Genomic DNA, 15,234 nt, shown 5'->3' on the forward strand with positions numbered 1-15,234 from the left:
ATATCCTTAAATTGGTACTGATAGAGGGTATACGTAAAGTATAGCTATAGTCGCTCAGCTATGCTCGACAAGCGTCACATTTACCGTGTGCTTCTATGGTTTGCCCAGAAACTACAAAGCCACTTTCGGCTGCTAAGTTATTGAGCTCATGTGAAATTACTGTTGAATGCAGCTCTTTAACAAACCCACATGTATCGCAAATTAGTAATTGAACAGGATGAATATGATCAAAGTGATGACACAACATGAATGCATTAGTGCTTTCAATTTTATGAATAAAACCGAGTTCTGCTAAAAAGTCTAAAGCACGATAAATTGTCGCAGGTTTTGCGCCTGTTTCAGTGACTTTTAATTGCTCTAGCAAATCGTATGCACCCACACCACCTTGAGCGCTTGCTAATAAACGAAATACCTTTTCGCGAATAGGTGTGAATCGCGCACCACGGTTGTCGCATACTTGTTTTGCTTTACTTACGAGTGATTCTATATTCATCTTCTCTCATCCTTACTTTGCCGTGATATACTAACATACTGTATTGTAGTTGCAGCGTTTTATTAACCGCTTTTGTGAAAAGGTATTCATTAATGCATGAACTATTAGCCATATTTATTTTCTTTTTTGCAGTTATCGATCCAATCGGCACAATTCCGGTTTTTATCGCCGTAACTCGGGGTGATGACGACAAGTTTAAGCGTAAAGTAATTTTTAAAGCAGTGGGTGTATCTGCTTTAGTACTGTTATTTTTTGTGGTTGCCGGTGAGCAATTACTCAATGTGATTGAGATTCCACTATCGGCATTTCAAATAGCCGGTGGATTGATCTTATTAATTTTTGCACTCTCCATGACGTTTGGTGAAAGTAAACCCGAAGCTGAAATTAAAAGTGTTCGCGATAGCACTGAAACCGCTATTTTTCCGCTGGCTATACCCTCAATTGCAAGCCCAGGCGCTATGTTAGGTGCGGTATTAATGACGCGTAATGAAGAATATACTTGGGTTGAACAAATGATTACCTCATCAATGATGCTGGCCGTTTTAGTGGTGGTACTTATTTTGTTATTACTTGCTACGCATGTACATAAAATAATAGGTGATAGTGGGGCAAGTATTATTAGCCGAATTATGGGGTTAATTTTAAGCTCAGTCGCAGTAACGAATATTTTAAATGGTATCGCACAATACTTTGGCTTGCAGGTGTTTGCTTAATATTGCTGCGCATGGGGCTTTTGTGTAAAATGCAGCGCCTTTTAAGCTGTGCTTAAATTATAAATTTTTGAGGACTACATTTTGGATAAACGTACTTTAAATCGACGCTTTAGCGTGGCCCCCATGCTCGATTGGACTGATCGCCATTGTCGTACGTTTCATCGTAAAATGACAAAGCACACCGTGCTCTACACTGAAATGATCACCACAGGTGCTATTTTGTTTGGCCGTGGTGACTATTTGCACTTTAATCAACATGAAGGCCCAGTAGCGCTGCAGCTGGGGGGCTCAGATCCGCAAGCGCTAGCACAGTGTGCCAAGCTTGCAGGTGAGCGCGGTTATGATGAAATAAACCTTAACGTAGGTTGCCCATCAGATCGTGTGCAAAATGGGCGTTTTGGTGCCTGTTTAATGGCAGAGCCCGAGCTTGTGGCAGAGTGTGTTGCTGCAATGAAAAGTGAAGTCAGTATTCCTGTTACGGTAAAAACGCGCATTGGTATTGATGAGCAAGATTCCTATGAATTTTTATGTGCGCTTATTGAAGCATCGCATAAAGTAGGCTGTGATGATTTTATTATTCATGCCCGTAAGGCATGGCTAAAGGGGTTGAGTCCAAAAGAAAATCGCGAAGTTCCTGAGCTTAACTACCCCCGTGTTTACCAGCTTAAAAAAGATTATCCACAACTTGATTTAAGTATTAATGGCGGTGTTAAAACCATTGAGCAAAGTCTTGAGCATTTACAGTACATAGATGGGGTGATGGTTGGGCGAGAGGCTTACAGTAATCCATTTATGCTAAATGAAGTTGATGAAAAAATATATGGTGATGCTGCTAATACTCAGTCACGTCATGATGTTGTGCGCTCTATGTATGATTACATTGAAGAAGAGATGCGTTTAGGCGCTAACTTTTGGCATGTTGCTCGCCATATGTTGGGTATTTTTCAGGGACAACCCGGTGCGCGTGGTTTTAGACGCCATTTATCTGAAAATGGCCATGGCAAGCAAGCTGATTTGAGTGTTATGGATAAAGCACTAAGTTACGTACCCGAATAACAGATCCTCTTTATAGAAAAAAGCCACCTCAGGTGGCTTTTTTTGATCCCAAATTTTGGTCAAAAGTTTAATTTATTAGCCAATTCGACTTAATTTCATTCAGTGGTGAGTCATTAATTTACCTACTTAAAATAACTTAACCACATGATATTTAATGAAAATAAAATCATTTTAAGTTGTTGGCATAACTCTTGGAATCCTGTTGATGTATAAATAAAAATCATCAGGAGAATAACATGGGCATATTTAACCGCGTAAACGACGTCATTCAAGCAAATATCGTAGCTATGCTTGATAAAGCAGAAGACTCAGAAAAGTTACTCAATTTAATGCTTACTGAAATGCAAGAAGCGCTTAATGAGTGTCGTAGTACGGCAGCTGCACTTTTATGTGAAGAAAAGAGCATTAAACGTCAAATAAGTAACAAACAGCAAGCGCTCGCAAATTGGCAATTAAAAGCTGAGCATGCTGTGGCAAAAAATCGTGACGATTTAGCTAAATCAGCATTAGCCGAAAAACACACAGTTGAACAAAGCATAGGGTGCTTGCAAACGCAGCTTGAAACATTGCAGCAATCAATTGTAAAAATCACAGAAGACTGCGAGCGCTTACAACAAAAAATGATGCAGGCAAAAGCAAAACAAGCACAACTTACAAAGCGTGAAAACGTAGTTGAAGCAAGGGCAAAAATAAATACGCAACTACAAAGCGATAAAGTGGCTTTTGCCTTATCACGATTTGAGCAAATAGAGCGCCGCGTTGAAAGTGTAGAGTCGCAAGTTGAAGCGTATGAGCTCACAGATACTGCGAGCAATACAGCTATGCAAATTGAGTCACTGGTTAAAAACGAAAAAATTGATGCAGAACTGGCTAGTTTAAAAGCAAGTTTAAATACTGCTAATAAACAAACAGCTTAAGGAGATTGTTATGAATAGTTTTAATACACACCGTCGTTGGTACAAAAATACGCTTAACAAAAAAATATCAGGCGTCTGTAGTGGGTTAGCTTACCGACTAGACTTTCCGGTATGGTCTACTCGCTTAGTGACTGTTTTATTATTTTTAAGTTTTCCGTTTGCAGTGGCGCTAGGTTATTTAATTGCTCACTGTTGCCTTGAAGAAAAAGCAGTGTAAGGAGAGTAGCATGAAAACATTCGCCGTGTGCCTAGTTATTGTTGCGTTGTTTTTAATTAATAGCGGTTCAATTATTCACTTTGATGTGTGGCAGTTTCCGCTATGGATCTCAGATATTAGCTGGACAGGTATAGAGCTCATTGGTGCATTAGTTGCTATTATCGTTGTTATTGCGATTGTTGCTTTAGTGACGATGGGGTTAGTTGGCGCGGCGATGGTGGCACTGGCTGGTACTATTTTAGCTTTTTTATTCGGATCATTGATGATTGCTTGGCCGTTATTGTTTGTAGCAGGGCTGTGTTGGTTAATCGCAGATAACAAAAAAGTCGTCTCTTGAGCTTAAATTAGCTGCCTAACATAAGGGAATTATGATAAATTTGAACTATATTTTTTTGTTTTAACAAGGATTTTACTGATGATTAAACAATGTATTTCGATAGCAAGTGCATTAATGGTGGGTGTTTTTTCGTCTTCGTTAATGGCGCACGAAGGACATGAACACGATAGTGTTGTTGCGCAGCTACAAGTAACACATGCGCAAGTAAGAGAGTTTTTGCCGGCAACCAAAGCCAGTGTGGCTTACTTTAGTATTAAAAACCACAGCAATGTACCAGCAACGTTGACTAAAGCGACAATTGATGGCCTAGGGCGTGTTGAAATTCATGAGCACGTTCACGCTGACGGTATGATGAAAATGCAAAAAGTCGAATCATTGCTTATTAAAGCTCACCAACAACTCGATTTTAAGCCAGGCAGCTATCATTTAATGGTGTTTGAACCACAAGAACCGTTAAAAGTAGGTCAAGAACGTAAACTCACGCTATATTTTGAAGACGGGAACCGAGTATTTACCAATGCAAAAGTCGTTTCGTTAGCCTCACAAGCAGAGCCGGTAAAAGCATCGAAAGATCATAGTCATCATTAGGAGGATAAATGTCACAGCATAAAGGAAAAATAATAACGGCACTGGTACTGTTATTTGTCGTGTTTTACGCCATTGCAGTGTACTGGAGTATAGAGCCTTCACGTTTTGATGTTGTGCAAAATGCTAAGCAACAAGCGCAGCAACGCAGTGAAAAACTAGTCACAGGTTATGTAACAACTTCAACACTCATCACTGTAGCTGATACGCTTTTAACTAAATCAGGCGGTTACTTATCAAATGATGTGCTACCACCGAGCGTAATAATGGACAATATGCCGGCCTGGGAGTATGGTGCGCTGGAAATGGTGCGTGATTTAGCGTTGTCTATGCGAAAAGATTTTAGCCGCTCACAATCGCAATCAACTGAACACGAAGCGCTCAAAAAAGCTCAGCCACAATTTAATATCAGCTCTGAAGCATGGGCATGGCCAAGTGCTGAGGGTGAATACCAAAAAGGGATTGATTATTTAATGGTATATCGTTCTCAAATAGCCAATCAGCATGAGCGCGATAGCCAATTTTACTCTCGTGCAGATAACCTACGCAGTTGGTTAAAAGAAGCTGAAAAGCGTTTAGGCAGCTTAAGTCAGCGTTTAAGTGCAAGCGTGGGTCAAGATAAGGTTAACACTGACCTCGCCGGTAACTCTTCAAATACACAGGCCACCTATACGCCTTTACAACAACAAATAAAAACATCATGGTGGGAAATTGATGATGTATTTTATGAGTCACGTGGGGCCACTTGGGCTTTACTGCACTTTTTACAGGCGGTTGAATATGATTTTGCCGATGTGCTTGATAAAAAGAACGCCCGTGTCAGCTTGCAACAAATTATACGCGAGCTTGAAGCAACCCAAGAAACGGTATGGAGCCCAATGATTTTAAACGGTAATGGATTTGGTTATGTCGCCAACCATTCACTTGTTATGGCAAATTATATTTCTAGAGCCAATGCGGCACTTATTGAACTCAGCGAATTATTAGCGCAAGGATAAAAAATGAAAAAGTATTGTATAGCAGCAGCCTTATCAATGGCATGTTTAGCCCCTGTAGCACAAGCCGACACTGTATTGGGCTTATATGTAGGGGTTGATGGTTGGAAAGCAGATAATGACGGTAGCTTTTCTGATAACAATAACGCCCTGCAAAACTTCAACTTTGAAGATGAAACTTTTGTAAGTTATTACGCTGCGCTTGAGCACCCAGTGCCATTAGTGCCAAATTTAAAGTTAAAATACACTGAGCTTGAATTAAACGGATCAACAGTGCTTGAAGACACATTTAGCTTTAACGGTACTGATTATGTTGTAGGCACTGATGTTAATTCAGTGACTGACTTATCGCATATTGATTATATTTTTTACTACGAGATTTTTGATAACGATTTAATCTCAATTGATTTAGGTATTAATGCTAAGCAGTTTGATGGTGAGCTTGTTGTAACAGGTACATCACAACAAGGTGGCGCTAACTTTACTGAAATCGAAGAGTTCTCTGGTGTTGTGCCGTTAGTATATGGACGTTTTGAAGCGGGTTTACCATTTAGTGGTTTAAGTGTTTTTGCTGAAGGCAGCTTTTTAGCCATAGATGACAGCAAAGTACAAGATTACCAAATGGGTATTGCTTGGGAGTTTATTGATAACCTAGCGGTTGATGTTGCGGTTAAAGCGGGCTACCGCTCTATGGTTTTAGAACTTGATGATGTAGATGATATTAATACTGATATTGATGCATCAGGGCCATTTGCGGGCATACAAGTTCACTTTTAAGCACCGATTAGTTTAATGAAAAGCCACCTTGTGTGGCTTTTTATAGTTATTTTGAAGTGTGCCACACTAATTCAAACTCCCCTTCAAATGCTGAACCAATTAACTGTTTGTACACCTTGTTAATCGGGTAGTTCATTAATCTAAATAGTTCATCACCTGTTTGAGTAAACTTATAATAGCTAAGCACCAAATCGTTACTTTTTGCTTTTAAGGTTAGTTTTTGTGATAAAAAGGATAGGGTGAACTCTTGTCCTACTTTTAATGCCGCTGACTCTATTTCTTTACGATACAGCAAGTTTAAATCCATTAAAGTTAGTACGTCTGGAAAGCTCACGCCGCTTTTACCTATGCTTAATGACACTTTATTACCTTTACCTAGTAAATCAAATAACGAGGGTTTTTTGTAATACCCCAAGAATATTAGGTGGCTGCTATCCTTTTCGTTATACCCAGAAATAGACACGCACTTTCTTAATGAATCGGCTTCGCGCTGGGTCATGTGCTTGAGTGTTTGTAAACTTTTAATAGAAAAAGTACCTGGGCTAATGGTTTCGCCAGTAAAAATTTTTGCCCACAACACTTGCATAGATTGATTTGAGGTATCTTCACATAAGGCTATAAAGTGCTCTACCCAATCAGCATCGGGCTGTTTGGCGCAAGCAACATCAGGACAAAACTCCATTGCTAAGGCTAAAATAGTCTCAATATTTTGTTGCTGTTTAATCAGTAGTAAGTCTTGTCTTTTTTGAGCACGCGCTAAAATTGAATGCTCGCTATTAATACTATAAAGCGATTTGGCTTTACCTTGAGGATTATAGGTTTTTTCATCAATGGCAGGCATATTACTCACTTTTGTGACCGAGTAACCTAGCAGTGACTCAATAATATTGGCAAGTTTAATCCTGGCTTGTGCGGTTTTGACTGTCATGGCTTTCCATTATTGCTTGTGCATCACTGAGTTGAGCGACCGTTTTTAAGTTATTTAGCCCTAGGGTCACTATATTACCTAATATATTTTCAGCAAATATAGCAACGTACCCAGAAATAAGCGGCATCGTTGCTTGTCCTTCTATATGCCACGTGACGGTTTTTGTGTGCGGGCTAAATAGCAATTTGCTAGTGATAATATGCTCTTGATTAAATAACACACTAAATACAACTTCATTATCGCTTAATGACGATATTGTCATTTCGCCTTTGCCCCATTTACCTTCCCAAGATTGGTAGGCTCCTGCGCCAGAGCTCGGTTCTCCAATATTAAACTTAATATTAGGGTCTATTTGTTGCCACGGCGACCATTTATACCACTGGGTAAAGTCCTCAACTAATGACTTTATTACGGGAGCGCGTGCGTTAATCTTTATACTTTTTTGCACATGATAATTTTGTGGTAACAATAATCCAACGACAACAAAAACCAGGAGTAAAATGATTGAAAACTGCATTATTTTTTTAAGTAGTTTAATAGGTATTCCTCATCTATTTTAATTTACAGCGTCTATCAATTATTAATTATTTAATAGTTTAACGAAGTCGCGGTTGCTTTTGATCTATTTTATCTACCTTGTATTATTCCAAAAGCAGACATTAGCCGTAATAAGTTTAGATGATTTATTAGTTTTAGTAATGCCATAAAGGTAAACAATTTTTAATCAGCGCTTTCATTTTGTGCTATATCAACGGGGATGTCGATAGGGTATAATTCGCGCCTTTTGTTATTGAACGGCCAATTTTATGAGCACATTAAAAGCTGAACGCGCCTTATTCTCATACCCCAAGTATTGGGCTGAGTGTTATGGCACAGCTCCATTTTTACCAACAACACGCGAAGAAATGGACGCGCTTGGCTGGGATAGCTGCGATATTATTATTATTAGCGGTGATGCTTATGTAGACCATCCTAGTTTTGGGATGGCCGTAATTGGCCGAGTGCTAGAAGCGCAAGGTTTTAGAGTGGGTATTATTGCTCAACCAGATTGGAACTCTAAAGATGCGTTTATGGCATTGGGTAAGCCTAACTTATTTTTTGGTATTACAGCCGGTAATATGGACTCGATGATCAATCGTTACACCGCTGAAAAACGAATGCGCCATGATGACGCATACACACCAGGAAATGTCGGCGGTAAACGCCCAGATCGCGCAGTGATCATTTATTCACAACGCTGTCGTGAAGCCTACAAAGATGTGCCATTAGTGTTAGGGGGCATTGAAGCCAGTCTGCGCCGTATTGCTCATTATGATTACTGGCAAGAAAAAGTACGTCGTAGCGTATTATTTGACGCTAAAGGCGATATTTTAATTTATGGTAATGCCGAACGCCCGTTAGTTGAAGTAGCGCATCGTATCGCTGCCGGTGAAACCATCGATACCATACAGGATGTTAGAGGCACGGCAGTTATTCGTAAAGAGCCTTTACCTGGTTGGCGTGGCAGTGACTCAACAGCCATTGATAAAATTGGTAAAATAGACCCTATTCCTAATCCTTATGGCGCGGATGATGTGGGCTGTGCTAAATCAGAATTTAAGCAAGCCGGCATCGATTTACAAGCAGAAGCTGCAAAACCAATTACCATCCAGCCTGCTCGTCCTAAGCCGTGGGAAAAAACTTACGTTAAACTGCCGGCATTTGAGCAGGTTAGCGTTAATAAGCCTTTGTATGCCCATGCATCACGTATTTTACATCAAGAAACCAACCCAGGTTGTGCAAGGGCGTTATTTCAGCGTCATGGCGATCGTTCTATTTGGGTGAATCCGCCGGCTTATCCGCTTGAAACTCAGGAAATGGATGACGTGTTTGGTTTACCTTACCAGCGTATACCACATCCAAGTTATGGCGATGATAAAATCCCTGCTTACGATATGATTAAAACGTCGGTAAATATTATGCGCGGCTGTTTTGGCGGCTGTTCGTTTTGTTCTATTACCGAGCATGAGGGGCGCATAATACAAAGCCGTTCTCAAGAATCGATTATCGAAGAAATTGAACAAATTAGAGATAAAGTGCCGGGCTTTACGGGGGTTATTTCTGATTTAGGTGGGCCAACTGCAAATATGTACAAACTGCGTTGTACCAGCAAAAAAGCAGAGAGTACGTGCCGTCGCTTGTCGTGTGTGTATCCTGATATTTGTAAGCATATGGATACCGATCACACACCCACTATCGACTTATATAAAAAGGCGCGTGAGGTTAAAGGGATCAAAAAGATCTTAATTGCTTCGGGCGTGCGTTATGACCTTGCAGTACGTGATCCTCGTTACGTTAAAGAGCTAGTAACCCATCATGTTGGTGGATATTTAAAAATAGCACCTGAGCACACAGAAGATGGCCCATTATCAAAAATGATGAAACCAGGTATGGGCGCCTATGATGAATTTAAAGCGTTATTTGATAAGTACTCAAAAGAAGCGGGTAAAAAGCAGTATTTAATTCCATACTTTATTTCTGCTCACCCGGGGACTAAAGATGAAGACATGGTAAACATGGCTTTATGGTTGAAATCGAATGATTTTAAGCTTGATCAGGTACAAAATTTTTATCCATCACCGATGGCCAACGCTACCACCATTTACCATACTGAAATGAACTCGCTTCGTAATATTAAAAACAATACTGAGCAAGTTGCTGTGCCTAAGGGAGCGCGTCAACGTCGTTTGCATAAAGCAATTTTACGCTATCACGATCCTGCCGGTTGGCCAATGATCCGCGAAGCCCTGCGTAACATGGGCAAAGCTAAGCTTATTGGTAAAGGACCTAACTGTTTAGTCCCTGAAGAAGGGCGAGATGAAAGACAAACCAAAGGCGGAAAAGGTAACAAGGGCGGTCGTCCTGCGCTGACTCGTCATACTGGCTTTAGCCAGTTTAAAAAAGCCAACACTAAACCTAAGGTAGGTGGTAATCGCCAGCGCGCTAAGTAGCCTTAACTTATGTAAAGTAACTATCGGCTTAAACAAAAACACCGCGTATTGATGCGGTGTTTTTGTTTAAAAACGTTTATAAAAAGATTAAATCAATAACCAAGTCGCAGTGCCTAAGAAGGCAAATATACCAACAATATCAGTTACCGTGGTTAGTACCACACTGCCTGCAAGTGCTGGATCTATTTTCATTTTTTTAAGCAATAGTGGGATACTAGCACCCGCAATACCTGCTGCAACTAAATTCATAAACATAGCAAACGCTAAAACACCACCGAGTTTGAAATCCCATTGCCAAAGCGCAACAACACCGGCAATTAGGATAGACCAAACCATACCGTTAATCGCACCGATAGCGAGTTCTTTTAATAATAAAAAACGTTGGTTAGTTTGGTTGATATGACCCACCGCGATACCGCGAATAACCAAAGTTAAGGTTTGGCTGCCTGCAACCCCACCCATTGACGGGACAATGCCATTGAGCACAGCAAGAATTGGTAATATAGCTAAGGTGTTTTCAAAAAAGCTCGCCACAATTGCAGCCAGCAATGCAGTTAGTAAGTTTACACCCAGCCAAATTGAGCGCTTTTTAGAGCTTTTCAACACAGGTGCAAAGGTATCTTCTTCATCATCTAAACCCGCTAAACCCAGTAAACTGTGCTCAGCGTCTTCACGAATAACATCAACGATATCATCAATGGTGATCCGCCCAAGCAAGTGTGCGTTGTCATCAACAACCGGTGCCGATATCCAGTTATGACGCTCAAACAATTGTGCAACTTCGCTCTCATCCATTGAAATAGGAATAGACTCACAGTCTTCATCCATTAACTCATGAACAATTTTTTCAGGGGGATTAGTTAATAAAGTACTCAGCGATAGGGCGCCTAAAAAGCAGTTATTTTCATCAACCACATATAAGTCATCTGTACCCTCAGGTAATTCGCCGCGTAAGCGAATATAACGCAGTACCACATCTAGAGTCACATCGGGGCGAATAGTAACGGTATCTATATTCATCAATGCGCCAGCAGAGCGCTCTTGATACGATAAAGCCTGCGTTGCACGTTCTCTATCTTGAATATCCATAGCGCTAACAACGTCTTTATAAACGGTGTCAGGTAGGCTACGTAGTACTTCCCCTAAGTCATCATGGCCCATGTCTTCGGTTGCGGCAGCAATGTGCTCGGGTGCCATTTGCGCAATAATGCCCAAACGTACATCTTCAGACAGCTCTTCAAGCACATCACCTTGTACATCAGGATCAACAAGCTGCCAGAGCATACGGCGAATTTTATGCGGGGATGATTCTAAAAGAAGTGCGGTATCACAAGGCGCCGTTTTTGCCAGCATGCGTCTAACTTGAACAAATTGACCACTATTTAGTGACTTAGTCACCTGTTTTAGTTGTTGTAGTGGAATATCTTGTTCTAAAGCTTCAGGCATTGGCGTCCTTAATTAAATTGTATTACATGCTGGAAGGGTATAAATGCTATTCAATTTTAGTTTATCTTACTTTATGTGAGCAAACTACCTCAACCACTATTAACCTAAGCTTAGGATGATGAGTTAATAATGAACTTTTTTATTCTTGCTCATTAAATCGTTGGTCGATGAGCTCACCTATTGCGCTAAGTGCAGGCTCAGCGTCGGGGCCTTCGCATACCACCTTAACTTCTTTGCCTTGGCTGCTTTCGAGTAACATAAGTGCCAGTACGCTATCGCCAGCGGCTTGTTTGTCATCTTGAAATAAAGTGATTGTGGCATCAAATTGCACAGAAAGCTGAGCTAATACTGTCGCCGCTCTAGCGTGTAATCCTAATTTGTTTTTTATTAAAAATGTATTTTCTAAGCGCATTGCATGTTCTCACTCGGTATTATTCTTGTTCTCGGTGGCGAATTTTTACATTAGGATGGCTCATTGCAAAGCTTTCGCCAATGGTTTGCGCTAAATAAACAGAGCGGTGTTGCCCACCGGTACAGCCAATTGCAATGGTTAAGTAGCTGCGGTTATTTCGTTCTAAATGCGGCAGCCATGTTTGCACAAATGTTTGAATTTGCCATGTAAATTTTTGCACTATACTGTGACTTGCTAGGTAGTCTTTTACTGGTTGGTCCAGCCCTGTAAGTGGCTTAAGTTCAGGCTCCCAATGCGGGTTTGGTAAAAATCGGGCATCGAATACGTAATCTGCTTCTTTAGGGATGCCGTGTTTAAAACCAAATGACTCAAAGGTAATGATCAGTTGTTTATCTTTTTTTCCGAGTATTTTTTCACGAATAGACTCAGCAAGCTGATGCACACTTAAATCCGTGGTATCAATCATATAATCAGCACGGTTAATCAATACATCAAGTAGTTGTTTTTCTTTTTTTATGGCTAAATCAAGCGGCAAAGAATCAATAGATAAAGGGTGGAGACGTCGCGTTTCTGAAAAACGTTTTATTAATGTTTGATCGTCACTGTCTAAATAAAATACCGTTGGTTTAGTAAAACCAGGTAAATATTCAATGATTTCATTAAACTGCTGTTGCTCTTTAGGTAGGTTACGTACATCAACACTCACGGCAATTTTATTATAACTGTCGGAAACACTGCGCACTAATGATGGTAATAAATTAAGAGGAATATTGTCTACACAATAATAACCTAAGTCTTCCACAACGCGTAACGCCACAGATTTACCTGAGCCTGAACGACCGCTTATAATTATTAATTCCATTTATCACCTTTCTTTGTTACTACGATTGACTGACGATAACCTGATATAGTTCGCTATCCGATTTGGCGGCGCGTAACTGTTTACAAAATTCTTTATCATTGAGCTTATCAGCAATCGTGGCTAGCGTCTTCAAATGCTGCTGATTATCGCCATCGGGAACAATTAACGCGACAAAAATGTCAACCGGCCGGTTATCAATCGCATCAAAATTAATAGCTGTTTCGCTCACTAAAATCAAAGCAAGGGGCTCTTGAGCTCCACTCATGCGACCATGTGGAATAGCAATGCCTCGGCCAATGCCTGTACTTCCAAGCTTTTCTCTTGCAGTTAATGCATTAAGAATATCTTGTTGTGTTAAATAGGGCAGCTTATTGTGAGCCAATTCACTGATAAATTCTAAAATTCTTTTTTTACTATTAAAAAGGACCGCAGCTTTACTGCAGTCCTGACAGATAAGTGAGCTTAGTTTCATAGTGTTAGTGTCGAGCAAGTTTCTCTTTGTGTTTAATTACTTGACGATCTAGCTTGTCAATGAGCGAGTCTATAGCGGCATACATATCTTGATGCTCAGTAGAGGCAAAAATCTCAGCGCCACTAACATGAACGGTTGCTTCAGCTTTTTGGTTTAGTTTTTCTACATCGAGAATAACGTGCACATTCGTTATGTGATCAGTGTGCCTCTGTAACTTCGAAAATTTACTATTTACGTAGTCTCTAAGCGAGTCGGTAATATCTACATGGCGACCAGTTAAATTCAGTTGCATAAACATTTTCCTCTTTGTTGTACGCCTTAAATCAAACTTTTACGTTGATTAGACGGGGGAATAGCTAGAGATTCGCGATATTTTGCAATGGTTCTCCTCGCTACTTTAATTCCTTGCTCTGCCAATATATCTGCAATTTTACTATCACTCAATGGTTTAGCTGAGTTTTCTGCAGCGATTAATTTTTTAATTAATGCACGTATTGCTGTTGATGAACATTCGCCACCATTTTCAGTACTTACATGGCTTGAAAAGAAATATTTAAGCTCAAAAATGCCACGTGGTGTATGCATGTATTTTTGCGTAGTAACACGCGATATAGTCGACTCATGCATTTCCACCATTTCAGCCACATCGTTAAGCACCATAGGCTTCATAGCCTCAGGACCGTGTTCAAAAAAGGCCTGTTGCTGCTGCACAATACAGTTGGTTACTTTAAGTAGCGTGTCATTCCTACTTTCTAAGCTTTTTATAAACCATTTAGCCTCTTGTAAGTGCGAGCGAATAAACTGGCTATCACCACTTGATTTAACCGTACGCGACATAGCTGCATATTGGCTATTTACTCTGATCTTAGGCATGCTATCTGGGTTTAATTCAACTACCCAACGACCTTTAACTTTCTTAACCGACACATCAGGAATAACGTATTCAGACTCTTCTCTAACAATAGTGTCTGCCGGTTTTGGGCTGAGCGTATGAATCAACGTCATGATTTCTTTAAGCTCATCTTCTTTAAGCTTTGTTTTTTTCATTAACGTGCGATAGTCACGTGCAGCAAGTAAATCAATATGATCGGTTAAGATCATTTTTGTTTCGTTTAAAAAAGGTGTGTCTTTATCAAATTGATTTAGCTGAATACACAAGCACTCTTGTAAACTACGCGCGGCTATTCCCACTGGATCAAATAGTTGAATACGCTTTAGTACCGCTTCTATTTCGTCAAGTTCAACTTCATCTTCGCCGTCGTTTTCTTGGTTAAAGCTTTCTAATATTTCTTCACAGCTAAGGGTTAGAATCCCTGAATCGTCCACAGCTTCTACAATTGCAATAGCTATCGCTTCATCGGTAGGACTAAACGGCGTCAGTTGAAGTTGCCACATTAAATACTCATGCAGCGTTTCAGTCGAAGAGCCTTGATAAATAGATTCATCTTCTGGCATTGGGCCCGATGAAGAGGCAGGCGCAGCGCTCATATATTCATCCCAAGTAACATCCATAGCCATATCATCGCTAATGGTGTCTTTGGTCATTGCTTCGCCGCTATCTTGCTCATACTCGCTAGGTTTATCGTCAGCTGAGGCACTTAGCGTTAAGTCATCGTTATCGGCTTTTTGTTCGTTTTTACCTGCAGTGTCTTCGCTGTAATCGTGTTCTTCAACTTCAAGCAAGGGGTTGCTATCGAGCGCTTCTTGAATTTCTTGCTGGAGATCCAATGTACTGAGTTGCAATAAGCGAATTGCTTGTTGCAACTGTGGAGTCATTGTAAGTTGCTGGCCCATGCGCAGCTGTAATGATTGCCTCATGTATCTCTAACAATCCTTTTAAATTACGGTCTGTTGACCTTTACGGATTAAAATTTGTTCAAACTAGGGGCGGTTTAATTGCGGCGCGAGGTTTGTAACCTAGTGGGCTAAGTCAAAACCGAGCAACAAAGAGTAAATCGTCCCTAGGCAGAACCCGAAGGGCAGCGCCTGTTTGGCATTGATGCTGCGTTATCGCCTATTTATGGGGAATACCAC

At 40.5% G+C, this 15,234-nt stretch carries 18 protein-coding genes; 9 read left to right on the forward strand and 9 right to left on the reverse strand.

Annotated elements, in window-relative coordinates; genetic code table 11:
- Positions 1-58: 58 nt before the first annotated feature.
- Positions 59-493: a transcriptional repressor gene (locus tag KK487_RS01905; RefSeq protein ID WP_013463967.1), complete on the reverse strand. Its 435-nt coding sequence runs from the start codon at positions 491-493 to the stop codon at positions 59-61.
- A 92-nt stretch (positions 494-585) separates the two neighbouring features.
- Here KK487_RS01905 and KK487_RS01910 point away from each other — a divergent pair, with 92 nt between their 5' ends.
- From KK487_RS01910 to KK487_RS01945, 8 genes are all read left to right on the forward strand, one after another.
- Complete coding sequence (locus KK487_RS01910) at positions 586-1,206, forward strand: MarC family protein (RefSeq protein ID WP_008115498.1); 621 nt, start codon at positions 586-588, stop codon at positions 1,204-1,206.
- 123 nt (positions 1,207-1,329) lie between these two features.
- The gene (dusA, locus tag KK487_RS01915; RefSeq protein WP_036955956.1) at positions 1,330-2,262 is read left to right on the forward strand and encodes a tRNA dihydrouridine(20/20a) synthase DusA; all 933 of its coding nucleotides are present in this window, start codon (positions 1,330-1,332) and stop codon (positions 2,260-2,262) included.
- 236 nt (positions 2,263-2,498) lie between these two features.
- Positions 2,499-3,179 (forward strand): PspA/IM30 family protein, encoded by a 681-nt coding sequence (locus KK487_RS01920; protein WP_033104267.1) that lies wholly within the window; start codon positions 2,499-2,501, stop codon positions 3,177-3,179.
- Between the two features lie 10 nt (positions 3,180-3,189).
- On the forward strand, positions 3,190-3,396 hold the full coding sequence (locus tag KK487_RS01925; protein ID WP_013463970.1) for a PspC domain-containing protein: 207 nt from the start codon (positions 3,190-3,192) through the stop codon (positions 3,394-3,396).
- Between the two features lie 10 nt (positions 3,397-3,406).
- The gene (locus KK487_RS01930; RefSeq protein ID WP_016900286.1) at positions 3,407-3,733 is read left to right on the forward strand and encodes a hypothetical protein; all 327 of its coding nucleotides are present in this window, start codon (positions 3,407-3,409) and stop codon (positions 3,731-3,733) included.
- A gap of 78 nt (positions 3,734-3,811) precedes the next feature.
- Entirely contained in the window at positions 3,812-4,321 is a 510-nt protein-coding gene (locus tag KK487_RS01935; protein WP_024601351.1) for a copper chaperone PCu(A)C, read from the forward strand.
- Positions 4,322-4,329: 8 nt separating this feature from the next.
- Positions 4,330-5,316 (forward strand): DUF2333 family protein, encoded by a 987-nt coding sequence (locus KK487_RS01940; RefSeq protein ID WP_013463973.1) that lies wholly within the window; start codon positions 4,330-4,332, stop codon positions 5,314-5,316.
- Between the two features lie 3 nt (positions 5,317-5,319).
- The gene (locus tag KK487_RS01945) at positions 5,320-6,090 is read left to right on the forward strand and encodes a TIGR04219 family outer membrane beta-barrel protein (RefSeq protein ID WP_215521915.1); all 771 of its coding nucleotides are present in this window, start codon (positions 5,320-5,322) and stop codon (positions 6,088-6,090) included.
- 46 nt (positions 6,091-6,136) lie between these two features.
- On the opposite strand, the gene KK487_RS01950 is transcribed toward KK487_RS01945, so the two are convergent.
- Positions 6,137-7,018 carry a TIGR03899 family protein gene (locus KK487_RS01950; RefSeq protein ID WP_215521916.1) on the reverse strand — a complete coding sequence of 294 codons (882 nt, stop codon included), beginning with the start codon at positions 7,016-7,018 and terminating at the stop codon, positions 6,137-6,139.
- Positions 6,987-7,535 carry an SRPBCC family protein gene (locus KK487_RS01955; protein ID WP_028834533.1) on the reverse strand — a complete coding sequence of 183 codons (549 nt, stop codon included), beginning with the start codon at positions 7,533-7,535 and terminating at the stop codon, positions 6,987-6,989. The genes KK487_RS01950 and KK487_RS01955 overlap by 32 nt, the downstream gene beginning before the upstream one ends.
- Positions 7,536-7,824: 289 nt before the next feature.
- On the opposite strand from KK487_RS01955, the gene KK487_RS01960 reads away from it, so the two are divergent.
- Positions 7,825-10,008: a YgiQ family radical SAM protein gene (locus KK487_RS01960; RefSeq protein WP_215521917.1), complete on the forward strand. Its 2,184-nt coding sequence runs from the start codon at positions 7,825-7,827 to the stop codon at positions 10,006-10,008.
- An 87-nt stretch (positions 10,009-10,095) separates the two neighbouring features.
- Here the strand turns inward: KK487_RS01960 and mgtE are convergent, their stop codons facing one another.
- From mgtE to KK487_RS01990, 6 genes are all read right to left on the reverse strand, one after another.
- Positions 10,096-11,454, reverse strand: a complete 1,359-nt coding sequence (gene mgtE / locus KK487_RS01965) for a magnesium transporter (RefSeq protein ID WP_013463978.1) — start codon at positions 11,452-11,454, stop codon at positions 10,096-10,098.
- 139 nt (positions 11,455-11,593) lie between these two features.
- Positions 11,594-11,866, reverse strand: coding sequence for an HPr family phosphocarrier protein (locus tag KK487_RS01970; RefSeq protein ID WP_013463979.1), 273 nt, complete (start codon positions 11,864-11,866; stop codon positions 11,594-11,596).
- A 19-nt stretch (positions 11,867-11,885) separates the two neighbouring features.
- Entirely contained in the window at positions 11,886-12,728 is an 843-nt protein-coding gene (rapZ, locus tag KK487_RS01975) for an RNase adapter RapZ (protein WP_010390558.1), read from the reverse strand.
- A gap of 19 nt (positions 12,729-12,747) precedes the next feature.
- Positions 12,748-13,200, reverse strand: coding sequence for a PTS IIA-like nitrogen regulatory protein PtsN (ptsN, locus tag KK487_RS01980; RefSeq protein WP_013463980.1), 453 nt, complete (start codon positions 13,198-13,200; stop codon positions 12,748-12,750).
- A 4-nt stretch (positions 13,201-13,204) separates the two neighbouring features.
- On the reverse strand, positions 13,205-13,492 hold the full coding sequence (hpf, locus tag KK487_RS01985; RefSeq protein ID WP_010390562.1) for a ribosome hibernation promoting factor: 288 nt from the start codon (positions 13,490-13,492) through the stop codon (positions 13,205-13,207).
- A 26-nt stretch (positions 13,493-13,518) separates the two neighbouring features.
- Entirely contained in the window at positions 13,519-15,018 is a 1,500-nt protein-coding gene (locus KK487_RS01990) for an RNA polymerase factor sigma-54 (protein WP_024601344.1), read from the reverse strand.
- Positions 15,019-15,234 lie beyond the last annotated feature (216 nt).

It is taken from the genome of Pseudoalteromonas sp. SiA1 (genome assembly GCF_018732205.1).
Taxonomy (GTDB): domain Bacteria; phylum Pseudomonadota; class Gammaproteobacteria; order Enterobacterales; family Alteromonadaceae; genus Pseudoalteromonas; species Pseudoalteromonas tetraodonis.

Bases quoted from the DNA above. Each gene is read 5' to 3' on its own strand.
- KK487_RS01905 (WP_013463967.1), bottom strand. From the start codon at position 493: ATGAATATAGAATCACTCGTAAGTAAAGCAAAACAAGTATGCGACAAC.
- KK487_RS01910 (WP_008115498.1), top strand. From the start codon at position 586: ATGCATGAACTATTAGCCATATTTATTTTCTTTTTTGCAGTTATCGAT.
- dusA (WP_036955956.1), top strand. From the start codon at position 1,330: ATGCTCGATTGGACTGATCGCCATTGTCGTACGTTTCATCGTAAAATG.
- KK487_RS01920 (WP_033104267.1), top strand. From the start codon at position 2,499: ATGGGCATATTTAACCGCGTAAACGACGTCATTCAAGCAAATATCGTA.
- KK487_RS01925 (WP_013463970.1), top strand. From the start codon at position 3,190: ATGAATAGTTTTAATACACACCGTCGTTGGTACAAAAATACGCTTAAC.
- KK487_RS01930 (WP_016900286.1), top strand. From the start codon at position 3,407: ATGAAAACATTCGCCGTGTGCCTAGTTATTGTTGCGTTGTTTTTAATT.
- KK487_RS01935 (WP_024601351.1), top strand. From the start codon at position 3,812: ATGATTAAACAATGTATTTCGATAGCAAGTGCATTAATGGTGGGTGTT.
- KK487_RS01940 (WP_013463973.1), top strand. From the start codon at position 4,330: ATGTCACAGCATAAAGGAAAAATAATAACGGCACTGGTACTGTTATTT.
- KK487_RS01945 (WP_215521915.1), top strand. From the start codon at position 5,320: ATGAAAAAGTATTGTATAGCAGCAGCCTTATCAATGGCATGTTTAGCC.
- KK487_RS01950 (WP_215521916.1), bottom strand. From the start codon at position 7,018: ATGACAGTCAAAACCGCACAAGCCAGGATTAAACTTGCCAATATTATT.
- KK487_RS01955 (WP_028834533.1), bottom strand. From the start codon at position 7,535: ATGCAGTTTTCAATCATTTTACTCCTGGTTTTTGTTGTCGTTGGATTA.
- KK487_RS01960 (WP_215521917.1), top strand. From the start codon at position 7,825: ATGAGCACATTAAAAGCTGAACGCGCCTTATTCTCATACCCCAAGTAT.
- mgtE (WP_013463978.1), bottom strand. From the start codon at position 11,454: ATGCCTGAAGCTTTAGAACAAGATATTCCACTACAACAACTAAAACAG.
- KK487_RS01970 (WP_013463979.1), bottom strand. From the start codon at position 11,866: ATGCGCTTAGAAAATACATTTTTAATAAAAAACAAATTAGGATTACAC.
- rapZ (WP_010390558.1), bottom strand. From the start codon at position 12,728: ATGGAATTAATAATTATAAGCGGTCGTTCAGGCTCAGGTAAATCTGTG.
- ptsN (WP_013463980.1), bottom strand. From the start codon at position 13,200: ATGAAACTAAGCTCACTTATCTGTCAGGACTGCAGTAAAGCTGCGGTC.
- hpf (WP_010390562.1), bottom strand. From the start codon at position 13,492: ATGCAACTGAATTTAACTGGTCGCCATGTAGATATTACCGACTCGCTT.
- KK487_RS01990 (WP_024601344.1), bottom strand. From the start codon at position 15,018: ATGAGGCAATCATTACAGCTGCGCATGGGCCAGCAACTTACAATGACT.